23 protein-coding genes are annotated in these 23,902 nt (G+C 75.6%); 13 read left to right on the top strand and 10 right to left on the bottom strand.

The window, feature by feature from the left end:
• The first annotated feature begins 239 nt into the window (after positions 1-239).
• Together ACZ4SV_RS23700 and ACZ4SV_RS23695 are read left to right on the top strand one after the other, a co-directional pair.
• Positions 240-2,894: a CocE/NonD family hydrolase gene (locus tag ACZ4SV_RS23700; protein WP_468006280.1), complete on the top strand. Its 2,655-nt coding sequence runs from the start codon at positions 240-242 to the stop codon at positions 2,892-2,894.
• The gene (locus ACZ4SV_RS23695; RefSeq protein WP_365871457.1) at positions 2,891-3,745 is read left to right on the top strand and encodes an ABC transporter permease; all 855 of its coding nucleotides are present in this window, start codon (positions 2,891-2,893) and stop codon (positions 3,743-3,745) included. Before ACZ4SV_RS23700 ends, ACZ4SV_RS23695 begins: the two co-directional genes overlap by 4 nt.
• Positions 3,746-3,826: 81 nt before the next feature.
• On the opposite strand, the gene ACZ4SV_RS23690 is transcribed toward ACZ4SV_RS23695, so the two are convergent.
• Positions 3,827-4,225, bottom strand: coding sequence for a rodlin (locus tag ACZ4SV_RS23690; protein WP_365871455.1), 399 nt, complete (start codon positions 4,223-4,225; stop codon positions 3,827-3,829).
• 238 nt (positions 4,226-4,463) lie between these two features.
• Here ACZ4SV_RS23690 and ACZ4SV_RS23685 point away from each other — a divergent pair, with 238 nt between their 5' ends.
• The 4 genes from ACZ4SV_RS23685 to ACZ4SV_RS23670 all read left to right on the top strand — a co-directional run bounded on the left by ACZ4SV_RS23685 (position 4,464) and on the right by ACZ4SV_RS23670 (position 7,933).
• Entirely contained in the window at positions 4,464-4,856 is a 393-nt protein-coding gene (locus tag ACZ4SV_RS23685; protein WP_365871453.1) for a rodlin, read from the top strand.
• Positions 4,857-5,092: 236 nt separating this feature from the next.
• The gene (locus tag ACZ4SV_RS23680; RefSeq protein ID WP_468006279.1) at positions 5,093-5,320 is read left to right on the top strand and encodes a chaplin; all 228 of its coding nucleotides are present in this window, start codon (positions 5,093-5,095) and stop codon (positions 5,318-5,320) included.
• 122 nt (positions 5,321-5,442) lie between these two features.
• The gene (locus tag ACZ4SV_RS23675; RefSeq protein WP_468006278.1) at positions 5,443-6,324 is read left to right on the top strand and encodes a chaplin; all 882 of its coding nucleotides are present in this window, start codon (positions 5,443-5,445) and stop codon (positions 6,322-6,324) included.
• Positions 6,325-6,505: 181 nt separating this feature from the next.
• Entirely contained in the window at positions 6,506-7,933 is a 1,428-nt protein-coding gene (locus ACZ4SV_RS23670; RefSeq protein ID WP_468006277.1) for a glycoside hydrolase family 26 protein, read from the top strand.
• Between the two features lie 7 nt (positions 7,934-7,940).
• Here ACZ4SV_RS23670 and ACZ4SV_RS23665 read toward each other — a convergent pair whose 3' ends face one another.
• Genes ACZ4SV_RS23665 through ACZ4SV_RS23630 form a run of 8 tightly spaced genes read right to left on the bottom strand, consistent with a single transcriptional unit; the run spans position 7,941 to position 17,735 of the window.
• Entirely contained in the window at positions 7,941-9,065 is a 1,125-nt protein-coding gene (locus ACZ4SV_RS23665; RefSeq protein ID WP_468006276.1) for a GNAT family N-acetyltransferase, read from the bottom strand.
• Entirely contained in the window at positions 9,062-9,724 is a 663-nt protein-coding gene (locus tag ACZ4SV_RS23660; RefSeq protein ID WP_365871445.1) for a lipopolysaccharide biosynthesis protein, read from the bottom strand. The genes ACZ4SV_RS23665 and ACZ4SV_RS23660 overlap by 4 nt, the downstream gene beginning before the upstream one ends.
• Complete coding sequence (locus ACZ4SV_RS23655; RefSeq protein WP_468006275.1) at positions 9,721-10,878, bottom strand: glycosyltransferase; 1,158 nt, start codon at positions 10,876-10,878, stop codon at positions 9,721-9,723. Before ACZ4SV_RS23655 ends, ACZ4SV_RS23660 begins: the two co-directional genes overlap by 4 nt.
• Positions 10,875-11,636, bottom strand: coding sequence for a polysaccharide deacetylase family protein (locus ACZ4SV_RS23650; protein ID WP_468006274.1), 762 nt, complete (start codon positions 11,634-11,636; stop codon positions 10,875-10,877). The genes ACZ4SV_RS23655 and ACZ4SV_RS23650 overlap by 4 nt, the downstream gene beginning before the upstream one ends.
• Complete coding sequence (gene murJ, locus ACZ4SV_RS23645; RefSeq protein WP_468006273.1) at positions 11,620-13,518, bottom strand: murein biosynthesis integral membrane protein MurJ; 1,899 nt, start codon at positions 13,516-13,518, stop codon at positions 11,620-11,622. Before murJ ends, ACZ4SV_RS23650 begins: the two co-directional genes overlap by 17 nt.
• Positions 13,515-14,924, bottom strand: coding sequence for an O-antigen ligase family protein (locus ACZ4SV_RS23640; protein ID WP_468006272.1), 1,410 nt, complete (start codon positions 14,922-14,924; stop codon positions 13,515-13,517). The genes murJ and ACZ4SV_RS23640 overlap by 4 nt, the downstream gene beginning before the upstream one ends.
• A gap of 4 nt (positions 14,925-14,928) precedes the next feature.
• Positions 14,929-16,350, bottom strand: coding sequence for a sugar transferase (locus ACZ4SV_RS23635; RefSeq protein ID WP_468006271.1), 1,422 nt, complete (start codon positions 16,348-16,350; stop codon positions 14,929-14,931).
• Positions 16,347-17,735, bottom strand: coding sequence for a glycosyltransferase (locus ACZ4SV_RS23630; protein ID WP_468006270.1), 1,389 nt, complete (start codon positions 17,733-17,735; stop codon positions 16,347-16,349). Before ACZ4SV_RS23630 ends, ACZ4SV_RS23635 begins: the two co-directional genes overlap by 4 nt.
• Before the next feature lie 491 nt (positions 17,736-18,226).
• On the opposite strand from ACZ4SV_RS23630, the gene ACZ4SV_RS23625 reads away from it, so the two are divergent.
• The 7 genes from ACZ4SV_RS23625 (at position 18,227) to ACZ4SV_RS23595 (ending at position 23,298) form a co-directional block, all read left to right on the top strand.
• Entirely contained in the window at positions 18,227-18,466 is a 240-nt protein-coding gene (locus ACZ4SV_RS23625; RefSeq protein WP_397939754.1) for a chaplin, read from the top strand.
• A gap of 172 nt (positions 18,467-18,638) precedes the next feature.
• On the top strand, positions 18,639-19,784 hold the full coding sequence (locus tag ACZ4SV_RS23620) for a hypothetical protein (RefSeq protein WP_468006269.1): 1,146 nt from the start codon (positions 18,639-18,641) through the stop codon (positions 19,782-19,784).
• Positions 19,785-19,978: 194 nt separating this feature from the next.
• Positions 19,979-20,266, top strand: coding sequence for a hypothetical protein (locus ACZ4SV_RS23615; RefSeq protein WP_365871429.1), 288 nt, complete (start codon positions 19,979-19,981; stop codon positions 20,264-20,266).
• A 220-nt stretch (positions 20,267-20,486) separates the two neighbouring features.
• A complete protein-coding gene (locus tag ACZ4SV_RS23610) occupies positions 20,487-20,990 on the top strand; it encodes a DUF5949 family protein (RefSeq protein ID WP_468006268.1) in 504 nt (167 codons plus the stop codon).
• A 157-nt stretch (positions 20,991-21,147) separates the two neighbouring features.
• The gene (locus tag ACZ4SV_RS23605) at positions 21,148-21,669 is read left to right on the top strand and encodes a hypothetical protein (protein WP_468006267.1); all 522 of its coding nucleotides are present in this window, start codon (positions 21,148-21,150) and stop codon (positions 21,667-21,669) included.
• A 239-nt stretch (positions 21,670-21,908) separates the two neighbouring features.
• On the top strand, positions 21,909-22,448 hold the full coding sequence (locus ACZ4SV_RS23600; RefSeq protein ID WP_468006266.1) for a tyrosinase family oxidase copper chaperone: 540 nt from the start codon (positions 21,909-21,911) through the stop codon (positions 22,446-22,448).
• Positions 22,432-23,298, top strand: a complete 867-nt coding sequence (locus tag ACZ4SV_RS23595; protein WP_365872627.1) for a tyrosinase family protein — start codon at positions 22,432-22,434, stop codon at positions 23,296-23,298. The genes ACZ4SV_RS23600 and ACZ4SV_RS23595 overlap by 17 nt, the downstream gene beginning before the upstream one ends.
• An 84-nt stretch (positions 23,299-23,382) precedes the next feature.
• Here ACZ4SV_RS23595 and ACZ4SV_RS23590 read toward each other — a convergent pair whose 3' ends face one another.
• The gene (locus ACZ4SV_RS23590; protein WP_468006265.1) at positions 23,383-23,691 is read right to left on the bottom strand and encodes a chaplin; all 309 of its coding nucleotides are present in this window, start codon (positions 23,689-23,691) and stop codon (positions 23,383-23,385) included.
• Between the last annotated feature and the right edge of the window lie 211 nt (positions 23,692-23,902).

The following is a 23,902-nucleotide window of genomic DNA, read 5'->3' as shown; positions in this document are numbered from 1 at the left end:
GCCATGGCTCCGCCATGGCGCCCTCCTCCGCCTTGCGATGCACGGCACCAGACCCCGCTCCCTGATCCGGCCTGATCCAAACGAAAGACCCTAGGCGACGGAGGCGGCCCGGCGGAGCGCCACGGCCCGTCCGTACCACGGCCGAAGTACGCCGGGCCGGGCCCGTACTCCCCAGGGAGGGCACCGGACTCCGCCCGGCGGCAGCAGCGGTTGTCGGTGGCGGCCCGTACCGTTGACCCATGGATCTTCGACTGCCGTGGCCGCGGGCACTGCTGCGCCGGCCGCGCCGGCTCGGCGCCGCGGCGGCGGCCGTCGCGGTGCTCGCCGGCGCCGGGACGTGGACGGCGGCCGTCGCCTCCGACGACACCCGGCCCGTGCGCCGCAGCGACCGGGTCATGGCGGTCGACGGGGTGCGCCTGGACACCTCGTACTTCACACCGGCCGACGCCGGCCGCCACCCCGCCGTCCTGCTCGGGCACGGCTTCGGCGGCAGCAAGGACGACATGCGCCGGCAGGCCGAGGACCTCGCCCGGTCCGGGTACGCGGTCCTGACCTGGTCCGCGCGCGGCTTCGGCCGCTCCACCGGGAAGATCGGGCTCAACGCCCCCGACGGCGAGGTCGCCGACGTCTCCCGGCTCATCGACTGGCTGGCCGGGCGGCCCGAGGTGCGGCTCGACCGGCCCGGCGACCCGCGCGTGGGCATGGCCGGCGGCTCCTACGGCGGCGCGATCGCCCTGCTCGCCGCCGGACACGACCGCCGGGTCGACGCCATCGCCCCGGCGATCACCTACTGGAACCTCGCCGACGCCCTCTTCCCGAACGGCGTGTTCAAGAAGCTGTGGGCCGGCTCCTTCATCAGCGCCGGCGGCGGCTGCGCGCGGTTCGAACCCGCGCTGTGCCGGATGTACGACCGGGTCGCCGAGTCCGGCCGCCCGGACCAGGCCGCGCGGACACTGCTCCAGGAACGCTCGCCGTCCGCCGTCGGCGACCGCGTCAGGGTGCCCACCCTGCTGGTGCAGGGACAGACCGACTCCCTGTTCACGCTCGACCAGGCCGACGCCGCCCAGCGGGCGATCCACGCGAACGGCGCGCCGGTCGCCGTCGACTGGATCGCCGGCGGGCACGACGGCGGCGACATGGAGACCGACCGGGTCGACGCACGCGTGCGGGCCTGGTTCGACCGCTATCTGAAGGGCGACCGCGGCACCGGCACCGGCCCGGCCTTCCGGGTCACCCGCACCGGCGGCATCGACTCCACCGACGGCACCGCCCGGCTGCGCGGCGCGAGCGCCCCCGCCTACCCGGGCCTGCACGGCCACCGGCGCCCCGTCGCCCTCACCGGCGGCCCGCAGCACGTCACCAACCCGGCCGGCGCCAGCCCGCCCGCCGTCTCCGCGCTGCCCGGCCTCGGCGGCGGCTCCGGCGGCCTGGCCCGGCTGTCCGCGCTCGGCGTCGGCCTCTCCCTGGACTTCCCCGGCCAGTACGCCAAGTTCGAGTCCGCTCCGCTCACCCGCGACCTGCGGATCACCGGCGCCCCGACCGCCACCGTGCACATCTCCGCCACCCGCGACGACGCCGTCCTGTTCGCCAAGGTCTACGACATCGGCCCGGACGGCGGCCGCCCGGTGCTGCCCTCCCGGCTCGTCACCCCGTTCCGGGTGACCGGCGCCCGGACCGGCCAGGACGTCACCGTCACCCTCCCGGCCATCGACCACGAGGTGCAGCGGGGCCACCGGCTCCGCCTGGTCCTCGCCTCCACCGACCTCGGGTACGCCTCACCGGCCGCCCCGGCCACGTACACGGTCTCCCTGAAGGGCGACCTGAGCGTGCCCACGGCACCCGCCGTCACCACCGCCGCCGCGCCCCTGCCCGCCTGGGTCTGGTGGCTGCCCGCGGCCGGCGCGCTCGCCGCCCTGGCCCTGCTGCTCACCGCCCGCCGCCGCACGGCCGCCCCCGCCCCCGACCCGGCGCTCGCCGAGGTCCCGCTGCTGATCGAGAACCTGGGCAAGCGGTACGCGAGGTCCGCCGACCGGTACGCCGTCCGGGACCTCTCCTTCCGGGTGGACAAGGGCCAGGTCCTCGGCCTGCTCGGGCCGAACGGCGCGGGCAAGACGACCACCCTGCGCATGCTCATGGGCCTGATCCGGCCGGACGACGGCGAGATCCGGGTCTTCGGCCACGCCATCCGGCCCGGCGCGCCGGTGCTCTCCCGGGTCGGCGCGTTCGTGGAGGGCGCGGGCTTCCTGCCCCACCTGTCCGGCCGGGAGAACCTGGAGCTGTACTGGCGGGCCACCGGCCGCCCGCCCGGGGACGCCCACCTGGACGAGGCCCTGGAGATCGCCGGGCTCGGCGACGCCCTCGCCCGCGCGGTGCGCACCTACTCCCAGGGCATGCGCCAGCGTCTGGCCATCGCCCAGGCCATGCTCGGCCTGCCCGACCTGCTCATCCTGGACGAGCCCACCAACGGTCTGGACCCGCCCCAGATCCGCGAGATGCGCGAGGTGATGATCCGCTACGCAGCCGGCGGCCGCACGGTGATCGTCTCCAGCCATCTGCTCGCCGAGGTGGAGCAGTCCTGTACCCACCTGGTGGTCATGGACCGTGGCCGGCTCGTGCAGGCCGGGCCGGTCGGGGAGATCACCGGCTCCGGCGACACCCTGCTGGTCGGCACCGCCGCACTCGTCCCGGAGCCCGTGGTGGAGAAGGTGGCCGCGCTGCCCGGCGTCGCCTCCGCCGTGCGCGCCGACGCCGGACTGCTGGTCCGGCTCGCCCCCGGCGGCACGGCCGAGCGGCTGGTCGTGGAGCTGGTGCGGCTGGAGGTCCCGGTCGCCTCGGTCGGCCCGCACCGCCGCCTGGAAGACGCCTTCCTCACCCTGATCGGAGGTTCCGCATGAGCACGCTCACCGAGGTCGCCTCCGGCTACCGGGCGGGCCGCACCCTGCCCCTGCGGGTGGAGCTGGTCCGCCAGCTCAAGCGGCGCCGCACGCTGGTCATGGGCGCGGTGCTGGCCGTGCTGCCGTTCGTGCTGCTGGTCGCCTTCGCGGTCGGCGGCGACCCGGGCGGCCGGAACAGCCAGGTCACGCTGATGGACACGGCCACCGCCTCCGGCGCCAACTTCGCCGCCGTGAACCTCTTCGTGTCGGCCGGCTTCCTGCTGGTCATCCCGGTCGCCCTGTTCTGCGGGGACACGGTCGCCGCGGAGGCGGGCTGGTCCTCGCTGCGCTATCTGCTCGCCGCGCCCGTGCCGCGCGCCCGGCTGCTGTGGTCCAAGCTGGTCGTGGCGCTCGGGCTGTCCCTCGCCGCGATGATCCTGCTGCCGCTCGTGGCGCTCGCCGCCGGCACGGCCGCCTACGGCTGGGGACCGCTGGAGATACCCACCGGCGGCGCGCTGGACACCGGTACGGCGGTCCAGCGGCTCCTGGTGGCCGTGGCGTACGTCTTCGTGTCCCAGCTGGTCACCGCCGGGCTGGCGTTCTGGCTGTCGACCAAGACGGACGCCCCGCTCGGCGCGGTCGGCGGCGCGGTCGGCCTGACCATCGTCGGCAACGTCCTGGACGCCGTCACCGCCCTCGGCCACTGGCGCGACTTCCTGCCCGCGCACTGGCAGTTCGCCTGGGCGGACGCCGTCCAGCCGCGCCTGGAGTGGTCCGGCATGATCCAGGGCACCGCGGTGTCCGTGGCGTACGCCCTGGTGCTGTTCGCCCTGGCCTTCAGGAACTTCGCCCGCAAGGACGTCGTCTCCTGACGGAGCCCCGGTGCGCGCGGCCCGTCGGCCACGCCGGTGCGGGCCGCCGGATCACCCGGCGGCCCGCACCATGCGTCCGGTTCAGTGGCCGGCTTCGGAGTTCTGGGACAGGATCGACACGTCCTCCAGCAGATGCGCCAGCGCGCCGTCGCGCTTGGCCTGCGTGGAGTTCTCCGTGCACTGCTGGGTCATCTGGTCCGACAGGATATTGATGTCCTGGAGGGGGACGATGTCCAGCACGGCGACCGGAATGTCGCTCACGGCGATGCACGGCTTGTTGAAAGAGCCCTGGATCAGCGCGATCTGGGGGCTCATGTTCCCGTAGGTGGCCGAGTTGCCGTAGCTCTGCCACGCCCCGTTGCCGTTCGCGGCGGTCGGCCCGCTGTCGTTCCCGATGGCGAGTGCCTGCGGAGCCGCGGCGGCCGAGGCACCGATGGCGGAAGCGGCGACAGCTGCCGCGGCAACAACCTTCTTGATCACTGGCCAGTCCTTTCTGAGGAAACCCCGTTCACCGGAGCGCCTTGTTCAACTGGACCCGTTACTGCGGAGTTTCCCCCATTCACTCCTCCAGCCCATCACGCGAACAGATCGTGTGTTCAGCGGACACGATGATTTCCGGACCGTTGCACGCCAACCGGGTGAATGACCGGAACCATTCCCGTTGCCGCCGGTTGATCGGGCCGTAGGGCATGCGTCGCTACGAGGAAAGGAACACGAAGTGCTCAAGAAGGCAATGGTCGCCGCTGCGACCGCCGCTTCTGTTGTGGGTATGGCGGTGGCGGCCGCGCCGCAGGCGCTTGCCATCGGCAACGACGACGGACCGACCATCGCAAACGGCAACGGTGCCGTGTCGTCGTTCGGCAACTCGACGACGAAGGGCGACATGAGCCCGCAGCTCTCGCTGGTTCAGGGCACGCTCAACAAGCCGTGCATCGGCCTCGAGGACATCAACGTCCCGATCCTCAACATCGTGCCGATCGACGACGTCAACATCCTGGGTGACGAGCAGGACCAGCAGTGCGTCGACAACTCCACCCAGGCGAAGCGGGACGGCGCGCTCTCGCACATCCTGGAGGACCTGTCGGTCCTCTCGGCCAATGGTGAAGGCTGATCCGACCTGGCAGGGCCCGGGCCGTCCGCTGCATTGTCCGCGGGCTGCCCGGGCCTTTTCCATCGCATCCGGCGAGGGAAACGCGTGAGGAAACGGTGCGATCGAGTGATTATCACGCGGTCCGTGTTCCGTGGTCTCCGGTTGTGTCAATCCTCATTCCGTGCCACGACCGTCCGTGTCGTGCTCGCACGGTTCTGGCCGTCATCGGGGCAATGACCCCAGAGAAGGGAACATCCATGAAGAAGACCGCAGCCGCCGTCACGGGCGTCATGCTGGCGCTGGGCCTGGCCGGCCCCGCCTTCGCGGACGCCGGCGCCGGCGCCGCCGCCGTCGGCTCCCCGGGCGTCCTGTCCGGCAACGTCATCCAGGTCCCGATCCACATCCCGGTCAACGTCTGCGGCAACACCATCAACGTCATCGGGCTGTTGAACCCGGCGTTCGGCAACGTCTGCGTCAACGACTGACGTTCGCCCGCACGTCCCGCCAGCTTCCCCGGCTGTGTACCGGCCGGCCCCGGACCATCGATCCGTCGATCCTCCGTTCCGGGGCCGGCCTTCCCACTTCTCTGAGTAGGAAGACCAGGAGATTGCGACAGACTCTCAGCAAGGGCATGGCCGTGGCCGCCGCCGCGACCGGCATGCTGTCCTTGTACGGCGGCTCGGCTCTCGCCGACTCCCACGCGCAGGGCATCGCCCAGGGCTCGCCCGGGGTGCTGGCAGGCAACGACGTCCAGGTGGCGGTGGACATCCCGGTCAACATCTGCGGCAACTCCATCGATGTCGCGGCCGCGTTGAACCCGGCGTTCGGGAACGCCTGCGCCAACGTGTCCCAGCACCTGAAGGAGCAGGGCGACAGCCGGCCCCATGACGGCTACGGCGACTCCGACCCGTCCGACGACGACACCCGGCCCAGCCCCGGCGGCACCCACTCCGCGCCCGGCTACGGCGACGAGGAGACGACCCCGCCTCCCCACGGCGGCAGCGAGACCACCCCGCCCGCCCACGGCGGCGGCGAGACGACCCCGCCTCCCTACGGCGGCAAGGAGACCACCCCGCCCGCGCACGGCGGCAGCGAGACGACCCCGCCCGCCTACGGTGACGAGGAAACGACTCCGGCCGCCTACGGTGACGAGGAGACCACTCCGCCCGGCTACGGCGACGACGAGACCACCCCGCCCCCGTACGGCGGTGACGAGACGACCGCGCCCCCCTACGGCGGCGAGGAGTCGACCCCGCCGAGCGGCGACCACAGCACACCTCCGGGCGATGACCACTCCACGCCGCCCGGCGACGAGTACACCCCGCCTCCCGGCGGGAGCGAACACCAGCCGCCCGGACCGCCGCCCACGCTCCCGCACACCGGTGGTGAGGCCCGGGCCCTGATCGGGGCCTCGGCCGCCGGCGCCGCGATGATCGCGGCCGGCACCCTCCTGTACCGACGGAGCCGGGCAGCCGCCCGGCGTTCCTAGCCGCCGTGACGCAGCCACCACCGGCGGGTCGTCCCCGGGTGACCCCTCGCTCTCCCTCGCGTTGACCCGTGCGGGGGGTTCCGGGAGCCGACACCGGCAGCATGCCGGCATAAGTCGTATCGATATGACTGAGTGTCAGGTGTCGGACGAATGACCGGGACAGAGTGGCTGGTGGTGGCTGATGGAGAGAGGAGCGGCGGGCGGGGCCGTACGGCGGGGGCGCGGGGGCCGGTGCGCGTGGGCGGTGGTCCTCGCGGTGTCGGCCGTCGCGTCGGTCACCCTGGCGGCGGTTCCCGGTGCCGCCGCCGACCCGCCCGCACCGCCTCCCACGGGTCCGGCGGCTCCGGTGGCCGTCACGGCACCGGTGGCTCCGCCGCCCCCGGCAGACCCCGCCCCTCCGGCGGACCCGGCCGCTCCCGTGGCCCCCGCGCCTCCGGCGGATCCAGCCGCTCCCGTGGTCCCCGCCCCTCCGGCGGACCCCGTACCTCCGGTGATCACCGTGCCCCCGGCCGGTCCCGTGCCCCCGCCGGTCCCCACGTCCCCGGCGGACCCGGTGCCGTCGCCGGCGCCCGCGACCGTGCCGGCTCTTCCGCCCTTCGGGGCGTTCCTCGACTCCGGGGCCGCCGGGGTGGCCGGTATGGAGGGGCTGAGCAACTGGCTGGGCGGGACCGAGCTGAAGGTCGCCCACACCTATCTGCCCGGTGACCGCTGGCGGGACATCGAGGGCCCGCCCGGTTTCCTGGACGCCTGGGCGCGCTGGCGGCGCGAGAAGGCGGACCGGACGCTGGTCCTGAACGTGCCGATGCAGGAACGCAACGAGGAGGACGTCCCGGACGCGCGGGTGCGCCGGCTGCTGTGGCGGGCCGCGGCCGGGGCGTTCGACGGGCACTTCAGGATCCTGGCCGAACGGCTGGTGGAGCTGGGCGTGCCGGACACGGTGCTCGTGCTCGGCTGGGAGATGAACGGCATCACCTACACCCACCGCTGCGGGCCGGACCCGGCGGCCTGGAAGGCGTACTGGAACCGGATCGTCGCCACCATGCGCGCGGTGCCGGGCCAGCGGTTCCGGTTCGACTTCGCCCCGAGCCGCGGCCGGGACGCCGTACCGTGGACCGCGTGCTATCCCGGGGACGGCACGGTCGACGTCATCGGCATGGACGCCTACGACCAGCCGGCCGGACTGCCCTTCGAGGACCAGGTGACGGAGCCCTACGGCCTCCAGCAGCACGTGGACTTCGCGCGGGCCCACGGCAAGCCCGTCTCGTACCCGGAATGGGGACTGTTCCGCAACGGCGACAACCCGGAGTACATGCGCGGGATGCTCACCTGGATCGACGAACAGCGGCCGCTGTATCAGACGCTGACCGACTACTGCCCGCACGGCGTGTGGCAGTGCCCGGCCAACCCGCGCTCGGCGGAGGTCTACCGGACCGCCCTGTACGGCCGCACCGGGCAGCCGGCGCCGGTCCCGCCCGCGCCGACCCTGCCGCCGGCGCCCGAGTCCCCGCCGTCGGCCGTCTGCTCGCCGCTCGACCTGGGCGACTGGACCGCGTACTGGCTCGGCCGCACGCTCTGCCCCCGCTTCGGCCGCTGGCCGCTGGACTCCTAGAGCACCGCTACCCCCGGCCCCCGAGCCGCCGGTCGCGCCACCGGTGGTGGGCCTCCCGGCCCCGTTGCCGGACGGCCGCCCCGTAGAGCGCGGCCGTCAGCAGCGGCGCGGTGGGCCGCCGGGCCAGCAGCAGCCGTCGGTTGACGACCCGTTCGGGCCGCCAGTGCCACTTGTACGGCTCCTCGCCGCGCAGCAGGCTCAGCGTGCCGCGCCCGCCGCCGGTGTGCTCGGCGCAGGCGTCCAGCAGCATCACCGCCACGTCCGCCCGGCGCTCCCTGAGACCCGGATGGGCGCCGTAGAGATAGCCGCCGGCCAGGCTGCCCGAGAGCAGGGTCAGATCGACGGCCACCACCTCGTCGCCGATCCGGAACTCGGTGACCACCGCGTTCCCCGAGCGCACCATCGGGCCCACCGCACGCAGCAGGTGCTCCCGGAACCGGGGCCGCAGATGCTCGCTCGTCACCCGCCGGCCCTGCCACTGCAACCGGTGCAGCTCCAGCAGCCGGGCGAGCGCCGCGTCCACCTCCGCCGCGCCCACCGTGCGCCGCCGCACCCCCAGCGCCGACAGCCTGCGCAGTTTGGCCCGCACCCGCTGGCCGGACTTGCCCGACGGCAGCCGGGCGATCAGCTCGGCCATGGGCACGGCGGGCAGCTCCAGGCACGGCGAGTCGCCCAGTGTGCGGCGCGGCCCGCGCCAGCGGTCGTAGACCCGCTCCACCGCGGCGCCCGGGCGGACCTCGCGGAAGTCGACCAGGACCGTGCGGGCCGCGTCCGCGAGCGCCCCGGTGAGCGCGCCGGCCGCCCGGCCGTCGTCGCCGTCGTCCAGCAGGACGTCCGCGTAGTCGGAGATCCCCCAGCCCAGCGGCACCAGCGCGGGCAGCGGCCGGCGGACCAGCGTCAGCGGCGCGGCGGCCACCAGATGGCGGCCGGAGTGCACCACCAGCAGCCTGAGCCGTCCCGGCCGGCCGTACGACAGCCACCACGAGTGCAGCCAGGCGTGGCTCTGGAACGGGGTCGCGGTGGCGCACCGCCCGAACAGCCGGCCCCAGTCCGGCGCCAGAGCGGCGAAGGCGTCCTCGTCGGTGACGAGGTCGACGGTGAGGGCGGCGCGCGCCGTGACGGTGGCGGTCACCGCCGGCCGCGCGCGTCCACGGCGACGGCGACGGCCGGTCCGGGCAGCGGGGCCGGGCGCGCGAACGCCTCCGCGGGCCGCCGCCCCGGCCGTACCAGCAGCGCGAGGGCGCCGAGCAGCCCGCCCGCGCTCGCCCCGACCAGCCCGGTCAGGCCGGCGGACGGCGAGGACGGCTCGTCCGGCCGCACCGCGCGGCTGAACCGCACCAGTTCGACCTGTGTGCGGGTCGGGGCCGTGTCGGCGTGCCGGGTGAGGGCCGCGGCGACCGCGTCCGCCATGGCGGCGGCCAGGTCCGGGCGTTCGGAGGTGGCGGACACGGCGACCATGGGCGCGTCCGGCGAGGTCGCGGTGCGCACCGAGGCCCGCAGCGTGGCCACCGGCACCCCGGCCCGCGCCTGCGCGTCGCCGAGCACCGCGATCTGCGTGGCGACCCGGCCGTAGGCCTGCGCGAAGCCCAGCGCGGTGGCCGGATCGGAGCGCTCGCCGGGCACGGCGACCACATAGCTGGTCGCCGTGTACTGCGCGGGCCGCAGCACGCCGTACCCGCCGCCCAGCAGGCCGCCCGCGAGGACGCCGGCCGCCACCAGCGACCAGGGCGGCAGCGCGCGGGAACGGGCGCCGCGGGCGGTGCGGTGGCGCCGGGTGTGGTTCTCGGTCATGACGGACTGACTTTCTGCCGGGATCGGGACGGGGGGACCGGGTGGGCGAGCGCCGCCGCGTAGACGTCCAGGAGCCGGGCGGCGCTGCGGTCGATGTCGTAGTGGCGGGCCGCGTCGGCGGCGGTGCGCGGGCCGGGGCCGGCGCTGCGGACGCCGGCGAGCGCGCGGGCGTAGGCGCCGGCGTCGCACGGGACGCGCACCGCCTCCGGGGCGGCTCCGGGCGGCAGGTCCTCCAGGGCCGGGCAGGAGGTGTAGCGCACCGGCAGCCCGGCCGCGAGCGCCTCCACGGCCGCGAGCCCGAACGCCTCCTCGGGTGAGGGAGCGGCGAGCACGTCCATCGCCGAGGCCAGCGCGGGCAGGTCGGGTCCGGACGAGCCGTCGGGCAGGTACGGCCGTTCCCCGGCGAACACCACCCGGTCCGCGACGCCCGCCCGGCGCGCGGCGGCCCGCAGGGCCGGTTCCTGCGGGCCGCCGCCGACCAGCAGCAGCCGGCAGCCGGCGGGCAGCGCGGCGACGGCGTCGACCAGGACGTCGAAGCGTTTGCCGGGCACGAGCCGGCCGACGCCGCCGATCACGAACGCGTCCTCGGCCAGCCCGAGTCCGGCCCGCACCCGGCGGCGGGCCGCCGGGTCGAAGGCGAACCGGGCCACGTCGATGCCGTTGGGCACGACCGTGACGCGCTGCCCGGGCACGCCCCAGCGGGCCAGCCGGACGGCGACGGCCGGGGAGACCGCGACGGTGGACCGGCCCAGCCGCTCCCCGAGCAGATACAGCGCCCGGACCGACGCGGTCAGCGGCCGGCCCTCCATCTGCGTGTCCCCGAGCGAGTGCTCGGTGGCGACGACGGCCCGGACCCCGGCCAGCCGGGCGGCGATCCGGCCGTACAGGCAGGCCCGGTACAGATGCGTGTGCACGAGGTCGTACCGGCCGCGCCGGACGATCCGGGCCAGCCGGGGCAGCGCGCCCGCATCGCGGTTGCCGGCCATGCCGAGGTGGGTCACCCGCACCCCGTCGGCCGCCAGCCCGTCGGCCACCGGCCCCGGGTTGGTCAGCGTCACCACCTCGCACTCGACCGGCAGCCGGCGCAGCAGCAGCCGCAACTGCTGCTCGGCACCGCCCGTGCCGAGCCCGGTGATGATGTGCAGGACCCTCACCGCAGCCCCGCCACGGGCCGCCGCCGCAGCCGGTGCAGCCGCCGTTTCAGGAACAGGCGCACGGCGGTGTCGTGCTGCCCGATGTGCACCCGCGGCAGCGCGTACGGGCCGCTCAGCGGGCCCGGGTCGATGGCGCAGGCGTAGCCGTACCCGGCCTCGCGCACCGCCGCCACGACACGGCGGTCGACCGTGCCGTAGGGGTAGCAGAACCCGGTGACCGGGCCGCCGGTCAGCTCCTCCAGGACGGCCCGGCTCCCGGCGGTCTCGTCCGCCAGCAGGGCGTCGTCGGCGCGGGTGAGGTCGGCATGGGTGAGGCCGTGCGAGCCGATCTCCACGCCCGCTGCGGCGGCCCGCCGGACGCCTTCGGCGGTCAGCAGCGGCTTGCGCGGGCCCAGCGGGTCCCAGGCGTTGTCGCCGCCGAGCAGGCCGGGCAGCACGAACAGGGTGGCCGTGCACTCCCAGCGGGCCAGCACCGGCAGCGCGTTGCCGAGGAAGTCGGCGTACCCGTCGTCGAAGGTGAGGCCCACCAGGTCCCGGCCCCCGCCCCGCGCGCGGGCGGCCAGCAGCTCGGCCACCGACACCCCGCGCAGCCCGCGCCGGCGCAGCCAGCGCAGTTGCGTCTCCAGCCGGCCGGGGCCGACCGTGATCCGGTACGGGTCGTCGGAGCAGTCGCCGACCGAGTGGTACATGGCGATCCACGGGACCGGGCCGCGCGCGGAGGTCCGGGCGGGTGCCGGGGACTCAACGGACGAGGACATGGGCGAGCCTCCGGGTGAGGGTGCGGACGGAACGGAGCGCGGGCCCCAGGTCACGGACGCCCGGGACCCCGCCGAGCAGGACGAAGACGACGGCCACCGTGGCCCCGCCGGCGACGAGCCCGGCCGGCGCGGACACCGGCAGACCCGCCACCGCGCAGCCCGCCACCGCGGCCCCGGCCGCCGCCCACAGCGGCCGGCCCAGTGCGCGCAGCACCGGCCCGGTGCGCAGCGGCACACCACGGCGGGCCGTGCCCGCGAGCAGCAGGACGGCGGTGAGCGTGATGCCGGCCGCGTTCGCGGCGGCGATCCCAGCGGCACCCCGGGAAGCGGCCGCGGGAGCGCCGAGGCCCCAGGTCGCGGCGACCCCGGCGGCCATCGCGGCCACCGGGTACCAGGTGGCGCGGCCCGCCGAGAAGCAGGAGCGCACCAGCACACCGGTCAGGGTCTGGCCGAGCAGCCCGAGCGCGTAGACGCGCATCACCCCGGCGGTCGCCGCCGCGTCCGCGGCCGTGAACGCGCCCCGCTGGAACAGCAGCCCGATCAACTGCGGGGCGCAGGCCACCACGGCGGCCGTGCCGAGCAGCACCAGCCGGGCGGCCAGCGCCAGGTCCCGCTCCACCCGGCCCCGGGCCCGCTCCGTGTCGCCGTCGGCCAGCGCCCGCGCCACCACCGGGAAGGTGACCGTGGACAGCATCATCGACAGCGTCATCGGGATCTGCGCCACCTTCTGCGCGTAGTTCAGGTGCGAGATGGCCCCGGCGGGCAGCCCGGAGGCGAGGAACCGCTCGATGAGCACCTGGGACTGCCGGGCCAGCGCGAACAGCAGCACGCTGGCCAGCAGCGGCACGTCCAGCGGACGCGCGGTGCCGGCGGGCCCCGGCCCGGCGGCGCGGTGCCGGCGCAGCTCGCGCACGAACGACGGGAGCTGGACCAGCACCATCAGACAGCCGCCCGCCGCCACCCCGAACGCGGCCGACCGCACGCCCCAGCGGCCGCCGAGCGCGTACATCGCCGTGACGATGCAGACGTTGTGGACGATGTAGATCGCGGCCGGCGCCAGGAAGCGGCGGTGCGCCCGCAGCGCCGCGCTGCAGTACCCGGCCAGCCCGAAGCTCAGCACACAGCTCGCGGTGAGCCGGGTGCAGTCCACGGCGAGGCCCGGATCGCGCAGACCCGGCGCGAGTACGGCGACGCACCACGGGGCCGCGACCGCGAGCAGCGCCCCGGCCGCCGTGAACGCCAGCGCCAGCCGGGGCAGGGTGCCGGCGACCAGCGAGCGCACCGGATCCCCGGCGGCGCCCCGCGCGCGCCGGGCCAGGGCCGCGCTGAACGCCGGGATCAGCGCGAAGGCCAGCCCGTCCTCGATGAGCAGCGTGGCCGCGAACTCCGGCACGGTCCAGGCGACCAGGAAGGCGTCCGTGTCCCGCCCGGCCCCGAACAGCCGGGCCAGCGACTGGTCCCGCACCAGCCCGAGCAGCGCCGCGGCGACGGAGAGCGAGGCGGTGAGCAGAGCGGCCCGGGCGAGGAAACGACGGGTGGGGGCGGCGGGGTCGGAGGGGTTGGGCGCGGGGAGGTGCGGGTCGGGTGGTCGGGGCGAGGCGGCGCGTGGGTCGGACGAGCCGGGTGAGGGGGTACGGGGGTCTGATGGTCCGGGTGAGGGGGTACGCGGGGGCGCCGCCGGGGCGTGCGGGAGCGTGGTGGGTGCCGCCGGGGTGCGTGGGGGCGGGGTGGGTGCCGCCGGGGCGTGCGGTGGCGCGATGGGTGCCGTCGGGGTGTGCGGAGGCGCGGGAGGTGTCGGTTCGGGGGTGCGGTGGGGCGGGCGGGCCGGTATGGGCGCGGGCAGTTCGGGGCCCGGTGCCTCACCGGTCGTACGGCTCGTCATCGGCGGGCCGCCTTCCCGGCCGCCGTACCCGGTGCGGGGGCGAGCGCGGGCACCGGCGCGGGTGCCGGTGCCGGTGCCCGCCGGACCGGGACCGGGCGGTGCCCGTCCGGGCCGAGGCCGTCGCCGGCCAGCAGCGCCCACCAGGCGATCAGGCCGAAGCACACCGCCGTCAGCACGGTCGACGGGCCGCCGATGTCGGCGTACCCGAAGTCCACGAGTTGCCACACCAGCAGCCCGCAGGCCACCAGCGCGCAGTCCAGGCGCCGGCCGCCGGCCGCCCGCGCCCGCCGCAGCCCGCGCAGCGCGCACACCAGCAGCGCCAGCCAGCCGCCCGCCAGGCACAGCAGCCCGACGAGCCCCTGCTCGCTCAGGACCAGCAGGTACATGTTGTGCGGGGACAGCAGCGGCTGCCGGCGGAACGCGGCGCCCGCGCCCTCGGTGTCGCTGCCCGAGGACAGCGCGAGCGAGGCGTGCCCGTCGCGGTACTCGGGGAACGCCTTCAGACCGACACCGGTCAGCGGCCGGCCCCGCCACATGCCGGTGGCCGCCGCCCACATCGTGTACCGGTCGGTGACCGACTGGTCGGGTGCGTCGGCGACCCGGGTGATGCTGTCGATCCGCTCCCGCAGCATCGCCGTACCCACGCCCAGCCCGCCCACCAGCACCACGCCCGCGGCCACCGAGGCCACCGCGACCCGCACCGCCCGGCGCGGACCGGCCAGGAATAGCTGGACGGTGAGGGCGACCACGGTGGCGATCCAGGCGCCCCGGCTGAAGGACAGGGCGAGCGGCACCGCCAGGGCGAGCGCGCAGGCGACGGCGACCGCCCGCTCCCGGGCCGCGGACGGGCCCAGCGCCAGGCCCACCGCGCACACCAGCCCGAAGGACACCACCGTCGCCATGCCCATCACGTCCGTCACCCCGAAGGTGCCGACCGCCCGGATGTCCTCGCCCTGGTAGGAGGCGCCGGTCCGGGTGACGTACTGGTGCACGCCGACCGCGCCCTGCCAGCCCGCGAGCGCCACGAACGACCAGGCCAGCAGCCGGAAGTCGGACCGGCCGCGGACGAGCAGCGCGACGGCGGCCGGGACCAGGACGAAGATCTGGAGGTAACGGCCCAGGCCGCTGATCCCGGCGTCGGGCGGCACCGCGTGCAGCGCGGCCGGCACCAGACCGGCCACCGGCAGCGCCAGGATCACCGCGGCGGCCGGGCGGAGCGGGCGGCGGCGCGCGCGCAGCAGCCGCACCGCGCAGCAGAGGACGACCAGCGCGGACAGCGCGTCGGCGGGACCGGCGCCGCCGTCGTCGCCGGGCGCGACCGGCAGCGCGAGCAGCGCCACCACGGCCACCACCGGCAGCACCGGGGAGAACCGCGCGGGGCGGGGGGCGGGCGGACAGAGGGCCATCGGGTCAGCTCCCCGTGGAGCGCACGAGCGCGGCGGCGGTGCGCAGCAGGATGCAGACGTCCTGCCACAGCGACCAGTTGTCGATGTACGCGTTGTCGAAGCGGGCCCGGTCCTCGATGGAGGTGTCCCCGCGCAGCCCGTGGACCTGGGCGAGCCCGGTGATGCCGGTCCGCATGCGGTGGCGGGCCGCGTAACCGGGATGGAGGCGGCTGAACTGGGCGACGAAGTACGGCCGTTCGGGCCGCGGGCCGACCAGGCTCATATCGCCGCGGAAGACGTTCCACAGCTGGAGCAGCTCGTCCAGCGAGGTCTGCCGCAGCAGCCGGCAGAAGGGGCTCATCTGCCGCTCGCCGGCCACGCTCCACCGGGTGGCCGCCTCGTGCTCGTCGGCCGGGCGGTGGGTGCGGAACTTCAGCATCGTGAAGGGGCGGCCGTCCCGGCCGATCCGCTCCTGCCGGAACACCACCCCGGGCCCGTCGGTGAGCCGCAGCACGGTCGCGCACACCAGCAGCAGCGGGCTGACCATTACCAGCAGCGCCCCGGACACCGCCACGTCCAGGAGCCGCTTGCCGGCCCGGCCGCGCCGCTCCCCGCCCGGGTCCAGACGGCGCACGGCGAACCCGGCGAGCTGGTCGGGCGTCTCGTACGCCGGGCAGTCCGCGTCCACCTCCCACAGCGCGCAGCCCGACTCGGCGAGCGCCCGCAGCAGCGGAGCCCGCTCGGTGCGCACGGCCGGGTGGACGGTCAGCACCACCCGGATCCCGTCGCGGACGAGCGCCCGCTCCACCTCGTCACCGGTGCCGAGGACCGGCAGTCCGCCGGTGCCCTCCGGGTGCCCGGCGACCACGGCCACCGGCCGCACCCCGCAGCGCGGATGCCGCAGCAGCGCGGCGGCCACCCGCTGCGCGGTCGCGGCGGGCCCGATCACCAGGGCGGTACGCGGCTGCCGCAGCAGCGCGGCCCGGCGCCGCCAGTGCACCACGCCCCGGGCCAGACCGGCCGCCACCGAGTGCAGCGCGCAGCCCAGCAGCAGGGTCCGGGCGGTCAGGGCGCGTCCCGGGTCGTAGGCGGCGAGCAGCGCGGCCAGCCCCAGCCAGGTCACCGCGATCCGCCCGCACACCGCGGGCAGTTCGTCGAGCAGCCCGGGCACCGGGCGGACGGAGCGCGGGCGCAGCAGCAGCGCGCCGGCCACCAGTGCGGCGACCGCCGCCGGCCGGCGGACGGCCTCCGCCAGCGCTGCCGCGCCCGCCAGCGCGGCGAGCAGGTCGGCGGCGAGCAGCGGCAGCGGCGCGGCGGACCGCGCGGGCGGCCGCCGCGACGGGAACGGGAAGCCGCCGGCGGGACGGGCGGGTACGACGGAGACGAGCGGGAGTCCGGAGGACCGCGGCTGCGCGCCGGGGGAGGGGACGGTGGTTTCCGTGGTCACGACTGCCTGGGCTCCCTGCGCTCGGCGGGCACGAGCCGCCCCGCCCCACCGCTCTCCGCCGCATCCCGGCCGGACCGGTCCGGGGCGGGAACCGGGGGTGGAGGCGGAGGCGGGGCCGGGTGGTGGCCGGGCGGTGCCGAGGGGTGGTGGATGTGCGGTGTGCCGGAGGGGGTGGGCGGTGGGGCGGCGGTGAGGAGTTCGCGGTAGACGGCCGTGATCCGGGCGGCGGTGTGCCGTACGTCGTGCCGGGACACGACGTGCCGGCGGCCCTGGTCGCCGAGGGCCGCGCGCAGCGGTGGATCGGACAGCAGCCCGGTGATCGCCCGGGCCAGCGCGCCGGGGTCCTCCGGCGGCACCAGGCAGCGCGCGGCCTGCGCCGGCGGCAGGCTCTCCCGCGCGCCGTCGACGTCGGTGAGGACGACGGGCCGTCCGCAGCCGAGCGCCTCCAGCGGGGCCAGCGCCATGCCCTCCCAGCGCGAGGGCAGCACCACCAGATCGGCGGCCCGGTACCAGGACACGACATCGGTGACCGCGCCGGTGAACTCCACCGAGGGGTGCGCCCGCCGCCGTAGCGCCTCGTAGTCCGGGCCGTCGCCGACCAGCACCAGGCGCGCCCGCGGGAGCGTGCGCAGGACGGCGTCCCAGGCGCACAGCAGCACGTCCTGACCCTTCTGCCGGCACAGGCGGCCCACGCAGACGACGAGGAGTTGCCGGTCCGGACCGGCCTCGCCGGCGGCACGGTGGCCGTCGCCGGTCCGGGCGGGATCACCGGGCTGCCCGGCACCAGCGGGCGGGGGAGGTGCCGCGAGGACCGGGGCCACCTCGGAAACTGCCGGCGCGGGGGAGAAGCGGGTCGTGTCGATGCCGTTCGGGACGATCCGGTACGCGGCTCGTACCCCGGCGCGCAGACCAGTCGCGCGCTCCGCCTCGCTGACGCACACCACCCGGTGCGCCCAGCGCGCGCCCCACCGCTCCCAGCGCAGGGCGAGCGCCGCGGGGAGTCCGCCGACCGCTTCGAAGGACCAGGCGTGCGGCTGGAACACGGTCGGGACGCGGTCGCGGACGGCGAGCCGCGCGGCCAGGCCGGCCTTGGCGCTGTGCGCGTGCACCAGTTCGGGCCGTACCTCGTCGAGCAGGCGTACGAGCCGCCGCACCTCGCCCGGCAGGCCGGGTCCCGGCGACCGGCCGGCCGTCCAGTCCCGCACCTCGGCGCCCAGTTCCCGCGCACCCGCGGCGAGCGGGCCGCCGGGACAGCCGACCGTGACCCGCAGGCCGGCCGCGAGCTGAGCCCGGGTCAGGTCGAGCACGACCCGGGCGACCCCGCCGTCGACGGGCTGCGCGAGGTGCAGGACCCGGGGCCGGAAGGCGGAAGGTGGCTGGTGCATGCGCGGGTTACCTCGCTCACAGGCGCTCGGGACTGCGGTCGTGGACGCGCCCGGGGTTCCGGGCGCCCACGGCGGTGAAGAGCGCGCGGACCCACGCCGCGTCCGCGTGCCAAACGAGCCGGGAGCCCGGCGGGTCACCGCCAGGGCACGCAGCCGGGCCTGGATGGGCCAGCGCGTGGACACCACCGGACGCGTCGGCGTAGACGGTCAGCCGCCTGACCGGTACATCACCCGGTGCGCCGACCGTGGGGCGCGCTACGTCATTCGGGGGAGCGGCCGGGCCGCCCGATGCGACCGGCGCACGCGGGGAGGCCGGAGCACCGGGAGCGCGAACCCGGCCAGCCGACCAACCGTCAAGTGCGCCGCAATCGCCCGGATGTCCCCGCGTACGTCACCCCATTGGCGGCACAACTCCCCGGCCGCGCCGCCCGTTGACACAGCGCCGGGTATCCCGCCCGGATGTCTGTGTCGATCCCAAGGAGCATTTCTCCATGTCGCGTATCGCGAAGGGCCTGGTCCTGACCTCCGCCGCCATGGCGGCCGTCGCCGGCGGTGCCGGTGTGGCCTCCGCCGACGCCGGTGCGGGCGCCGTCGCCGCCCACTCGCCGGGCGTGATCTCGGGCAACGTCATCCAGGTCCCGATTCACGTGCCGATCAACCTGTGCGGCAACACCATTGACATCATCGGCCTGCTGAACCCGGCCTTCGGCAACACCTGCGTCAACGACTGACGTCGGGACGCACCCCTTCGGCCGGCCGTCCGCCCCGCGCTCCTACCGCTGGGCGGACGGCCGGTTTTCGCGCTCCCTCGGACGGATCACCCGGGGCGGACGAGCGGTTGCGGCCCGCGATCGGTGAACAGACGGTGGGCTCAGGTCCCACTGTTCACCGAAAGGAACCCCCATGCGTGATCTGCCCGCCCGGCGTCTGGCGTCCACCGTCCTCTGCGCGTCCGTCCTGGTCGGGGTCACCGGCCCGGCGGCCCTCGCCGCCGACGCGGCCCGGGCGGACGGGCGCGCCGCGTCCGGGGCGTCCGTCCCGGCGGCGGCGAAGGAGCGGTTGCTCACCGAGGCCAGAGCCCTGGCCGCCGCGAACCCCGCGCTGAACCCGGTCGTCGACCTGCTCGCCCGGTCGCTGGAGCAGGGCAGGCTCCCCGCCGCCGAGGCCGAGCGGCTCGGCGCGGCGGCGAAGGCGGCGATCGCCGGAGCGGCAGCGGAACGGAAGCGGGCCACACCGGCCGAGCCGGCGTCGCTCACGGCACCGACGAAGCCTGCGACGGCCTCCCCGGCAGCGGCGTCACCGGCCCCGGTGTCGCCTTCCGCGGCTTCCCCGACGCCGGCGGCGAAGCCGGGCACGCCCACCGCACCGGCGTCGGCCGCGAAGCCCGCCACGCCGACGACGGCGGCCAAGCCGGCGGCCAAGCCGGCGACGAAGCCGGCCGCGGCGACCCAGCCCGCGTCACCCGCCAAGCCCGCGACGGCGACCCAGCCGGTGACCCCCGCCAAGCCCGCGACGCCGACCACGGCGGCGAAGCCCGCCGCATCCACCGCGCCCGCGTCCCCGACGGCACCCGCGAAGCCGGCGGCATCCACCAGCCCTGCCACGTCCGCGTCCCCCAGCGCACCGGCCACGTCCGCGTCCCCCACCGCTCCCGCGGGTTCCGGCGCCCCGCTGGCCCGCACCGCGCCGATGGCCGCGCGACACGGGCACCTTCGTGCGTCCCTGGCCGGCGACCCCCTCACGGACGTGCTCTCTGCGCTGCGGACCGCGATCGACAACCTGGTGAAGGCGGTCACGGACGGCCTCGGCGATCTCCTGTCGCCCGCCACCGATGTGGTGTCCGGCCTGGACGACCTGCTGGACAAGGACCTCGGCACGGACCTGTTGGGTACGGACCTCACGGGCACGGACCTCCTGGACGACGCCACGCCCACTCCCGGCGCCGCATCCCTGCCTTCCCTGCCCTCTCTGCCCTCTCTGCCCTCTCTGCCTTCCTTGCCGTCGCTGCCCGCCCTCCCCGCGCAAGGAACCCAGCCGGCGATCGGCTGACGCGGGACGGATCCCGGATCGGATCCGGAGCAGACGAGGGGCGAACCCGGAACGGACCCGGGACAGCCGCGGCACCGACACGGCACCGGCGGGGGAAATCCACGCGCACGGCGGGGTTTCCGGCCGGGCCGGACATCGTTGAGCAGGGCGTCAGAAAACCCTGGGTGACGTGAGTTGCCGAAGAAAGGAACACGATGAAGTCCCTCAAGGCTGCCGCCGTTGTCGCCGGTTCCGTGGCCCTCGCCGGCGTCGCCGCACCCGCGTTCGCCTACGACGCCCAGCACCTGCCGCCCCTGAGCCTCAACGGCGGCCTCTCCCACCTCGCCGCCCACCCGCCCGCCCTCCAGGACCTGATGCCGGTCCGGCACCAGTCGGACGCCCTCGACACCGAGAACAAGGACTCCGTGCTGAACGGCGTCAAGGGCGCCACCACCTCGCTGAACCAGCGCGGACTGCTCGGCGGCCTGCCCCTGGGGCACTGACGCCCTGCTTCCCGCCCCGTTTCCCGTCCGCGCCGGTGCCGCACATCCGCGGCACCGGCGCGGGCAGGTCCGCGACTGCTTTCCTCGATTTCCCTTGCTTTCCCTTGCTTTCCCTCGGTTTCCTTCGATTTCCCTCGATCGTGTGGCGCGCTTCCGGGCGCTGCTCCGGACGGGTGAGAAGCCGCCGGGCCGCACCACAGCCCGTCGGTATGGTCGCGCGGTGACCTCAGTACCCAGCGAAACCCGACCCTTCCGCGCCGCGGACATCGGCACGCTCGCACTGCTCGCCTGGATGGCCAGGAACGAGGTGGGCGACGGCCGGACACCCTGTCTGCTCGCCTGCTCCCTCGGCGACGGCCCGGACGGCCCGGAGGCCGCGTCCGCCGCCGTGGCCCGGCTCCTGCACGACATGGGCCTGCCCGTGGGCGGCGAGCCCGTGGACGGTACGACCCGGCCGAGCCTGAAAGTCAGCATGCTGGTCGTCGCCGGCCAGATCGTCCTGCAGATGCCGCAGATCAACAGCCAGGTCACGCCGCCGGCGGAGTGGGTGCGGGCGGTGCAGGAACTCGGTTACGCCTACTTCATGTTCACCACCCGGATCTGCCCGTCGATGGCGCCCCGCCGACCGGTCGTGGGGCAGGACCTGGCCCGGTTCGCCGGCTCCCCGGATACCACGAACGCCGCCGCGCACGTGTACCTGCCCGCGCGCGGGCTGCGCGCCTGACACCCCGCCGCACGGCCGGCCCGCTGCCCCGGCCGGTACCGCCCCTGCCGAGCCGACTATTACGGCACCCGGGGGAATTGCGACATGGGAGAGTTTTCCGCTCGTTACGCGGTACGGACGTCGAACTCCCGCACTTGTGAAAAGGACCGTGCCTGACATGAAGCCGATCACCCGAGGAACCCTTGCCGCCGTCGTGACGGGCGTCGCGGCCACCGTGGGGGCCGCCGGCCCCGCCGCCGCTGCCGGCACGGTCCCCGTCACGCTGCCCCTGGGCGGCGTCTCCACGGCGCTCGGCATGGAGGTGCCCAGGCTCGGCGCCGAGCTGCCGCTGCCGACACCCGGTGCCCCCGACGGGCCCCGGTACGTCACGGGCCGGCTCCTGCCCGACCGGACCCTGCCCCAGGTGCCGGTGAACAGCGGCCTGCCCGGCCTGGACGCTACGGCCCCGCTCCCGCACCTCCTCGGCGACGGCGGCTTCGACCACCTCGGCGTGGACGCGCCCGGCGGCGACCTGCGCGCGCTCGCCCCCGGCCTGTCGGTGGACGCCCCGCTGACCGCGCCCGACGGCGGCCACTCCGGCCTCCCCGGCACCAAGCTGCCCCAGGCCGGCCTCCTCGCCCCGGTCCTCCAGACCGACGCCGACGGCACCCTGGGCACGGGCACGGGCCCGGGCCGCTAACGGCGCCGGCCCGCAGCACCGCCGTAGCCACAGTGGCCGCCGTAGCCGCCGTAGCCGCGGAATCCGCCGTATCCGCCGTATCCGCCGGGCGTCCGTCCCGCCCGGTCCGTCCGGCCCGACCGCCCATCCGCCGTACCCGCTCCGCCTCCCGTACCCGCCGTATGGCTCTACGGCGGTGACCCCGCGCGCCCTCGGCCGGTTAGCCGGTACGTACATCTGAACCCGGACGAGGAGCGGATATGGTCACCGGTGTCGGCGACATGGCGGTCGGTCCCGAGCAGCAGAGCGGAACGGGGGCGGCCAGACGCTCCCGCAGGGAGGTGGCGCGGGGGCTGCTGGCCTCCGCGGCGGCGCTGGCGCTGACGCCGGTCATCGCCGCCTCCCGGCCCGCGCCCCCGTCCGAGGGAGCCGGTGACGGCTCCTTCGACGAGACGTACCGGGGCCGCCGTATCCGGGGTGTCCCGGTGTCCGCGGCGGACCAGGCGGCGGCCGGCGCCGGGTGGCGGATCACCGTCGACGGCCGCCCGCTGCACCTGATGCGCCGCGCGGACGGCACCTGGCTGAGCATGATCGACCACTACACGTCGTACCGGACACCACTGGAGGCGACCCGCGCGGCCGTGGACGAGATGGGGCCCGGCCGGCGGCTGCGCGACCCCATGCCGGGCCGGCCGGACGGACACGGCGGCCCCGGCCGCCACGGGTTCGGCGGCGACGGGTCCGGCGCCTACCCGGACGGTCTCACGTACCTGGAGGGACCGCATGGCGTACGTGCGTAAGAACGTCCGCGCCCTCACCGCCGGGGAGCGGCGGCGGCTCGTCGACGCGCTGCTGACGGTGAAGCGGCGCGGCGAGTACGACGAGTTCGTGCGGATGCACATCGACTACTACACCGCCGACGGCGAGAACGGGCTGCGCAGCGCCCATATGGCCCCGTCGTTCCTGCCCTGGCACCGCCGGTTCCTGCTGGAGCTGGAACGGGCCCTGCGCCGGGTCGACTCCTCGGTGACGGTGCCGTACTGGGACTGGACCCGGGACCGTACGACGGGCTCCGTGCCGTGGACGGCGGACCTGCTCGGCGGGAACGGGCGGCGCTCCGACCGGCAGGTGATGACCGGTCCGTTCGCCTACGCGGCGGGCCACTGGATCATCAAGGAGGGCGTCACCGACGGCAGGTTCCTCACCCGGGACCTGGGCCGCGCGGCCGCGCCCATCCAGTTGCCCACCAAGAGCGAGCTGCAGTGGGCGCTCGACGATCCCGTCTACGACGCGGCGCCCTGGGACTCGACCGTCCGCAAGGGCTTCCGCAACAAGCTGGAGGGGTGGGGGAGCGGCAGCGGCAGCGCCTCCTGGCGCAACCACAACCGGGTGCACCGCTGGGTCGGCGGTGTGATGCTCGGCGGCGCGTCCGTCAACGACCCGGTGTTCTGGCTGCACCACGCCTTCATCGACCTGCAGTGGTACCGCTGGCAGCGGGCGCACCGGGGACACCGCTATCTGCCGGCCGAGCCGCCCCGGGCCGGTGACGCCCAGCGCGGCCGGGTCGTGGCCCGGCACCAGAAGCTGCCGCCGTGGGACGAGACCCCGGACCGGCTGGAGGACATGAGCCGGATCTACCGTTACGCGTGACCCGCGTCATCGGGGTGACCGGCGTGAACGGCACGAGCCCCGGCGCTCGGAGTGCCGGGGCTCGTGCCTGGGTGTGCGGTCGGCTCAGTGGCCGTAACCGTCGTCGTTGTGACCGGGGCCGGCGTTGCCGGGCTTGCCGGACTTCTCGTGGCCGCCGTCGTTGACGCAGGCGTTGCCGAACGCCGGGTTCAGCAGCCCGATGACGTCGATGGTGTTGCCGCAGAGGTTGATCGGGATGTGGATCGGGACCTGGATGACGTTGCCGGACAGGACGCCCGGGGAGCCGATGGCGGCGGCGCCGGCGCCGGCGTCGGCCAGGGCCAGCCCGGCCCCGCTCATCATCACGGCACCGGTGCCGATGGCGACAGCGGTTGCCTTCGCGATGCGAGACATCACGTTCTCCTTTGTAGCTCGGGTGTAGCTCGGGGGAAGCACGCCGGCAGACCAGCCGTCGCACTCCCCGTTCAACGGCGGCACGCGAAGCGGGTCACGGTGATCAGCGAGGGATCACCCTTTCATCGGCAGCGCTCACCGGAGTGCCGCACCACCGGCTGTCCACGGAGCCGTCCTCCTGGCTTCCGGCCGGGGGCGTGGAAGAGGCCCA

Source organism: Streptomyces sp. NPDC027672, assembly GCF_055566335.1.
The sequence above is the reverse complement of the archived record's forward strand: the minus strand, read 5'-3'. Positions and strand labels throughout refer to the sequence as shown.

Coding starts and splice junctions, on each gene's coding strand:
- ACZ4SV_RS23700 (WP_468006280.1), top strand. CDS start 240: ATGGATCTTCGACTGCCGTGGCCGCGGGCACTGCTGCGCCGGCCGCGC.
- ACZ4SV_RS23695 (WP_365871457.1), top strand. CDS start 2,891: ATGAGCACGCTCACCGAGGTCGCCTCCGGCTACCGGGCGGGCCGCACC.
- ACZ4SV_RS23680 (WP_468006279.1), top strand. CDS start 5,093: ATGAAGAAGACCGCAGCCGCCGTCACGGGCGTCATGCTGGCGCTGGGC.
- ACZ4SV_RS23670 (WP_468006277.1), top strand. CDS start 6,506: ATGGAGAGAGGAGCGGCGGGCGGGGCCGTACGGCGGGGGCGCGGGGGC.
- ACZ4SV_RS23660 (WP_365871445.1), bottom strand. CDS start 9,724: ATGACCGAGAACCACACCCGGCGCCACCGCACCGCCCGCGGCGCCCGT.
- ACZ4SV_RS23650 (WP_468006274.1), bottom strand. CDS start 11,636: ATGTCCTCGTCCGTTGAGTCCCCGGCACCCGCCCGGACCTCCGCGCGC.
- murJ (WP_468006273.1), bottom strand. CDS start 13,518: ATGACGAGCCGTACGACCGGTGAGGCACCGGGCCCCGAACTGCCCGCG.
- ACZ4SV_RS23640 (WP_468006272.1), bottom strand. CDS start 14,924: ATGGCCCTCTGTCCGCCCGCCCCCCGCCCCGCGCGGTTCTCCCCGGTG.
- ACZ4SV_RS23630 (WP_468006270.1), bottom strand. CDS start 17,735: ATGCACCAGCCACCTTCCGCCTTCCGGCCCCGGGTCCTGCACCTCGCG.
- ACZ4SV_RS23625 (WP_397939754.1), top strand. CDS start 18,227: ATGTCGCGTATCGCGAAGGGCCTGGTCCTGACCTCCGCCGCCATGGCG.
- ACZ4SV_RS23620 (WP_468006269.1), top strand. CDS start 18,639: ATGCGTGATCTGCCCGCCCGGCGTCTGGCGTCCACCGTCCTCTGCGCG.
- ACZ4SV_RS23615 (WP_365871429.1), top strand. CDS start 19,979: ATGAAGTCCCTCAAGGCTGCCGCCGTTGTCGCCGGTTCCGTGGCCCTC.
- ACZ4SV_RS23605 (WP_468006267.1), top strand. CDS start 21,148: ATGAAGCCGATCACCCGAGGAACCCTTGCCGCCGTCGTGACGGGCGTC.
- ACZ4SV_RS23600 (WP_468006266.1), top strand. CDS start 21,909: ATGGTCACCGGTGTCGGCGACATGGCGGTCGGTCCCGAGCAGCAGAGC.
- ACZ4SV_RS23595 (WP_365872627.1), top strand. CDS start 22,432: ATGGCGTACGTGCGTAAGAACGTCCGCGCCCTCACCGCCGGGGAGCGG.
- ACZ4SV_RS23590 (WP_468006265.1), bottom strand. CDS start 23,691: ATGTCTCGCATCGCGAAGGCAACCGCTGTCGCCATCGGCACCGGTGCC.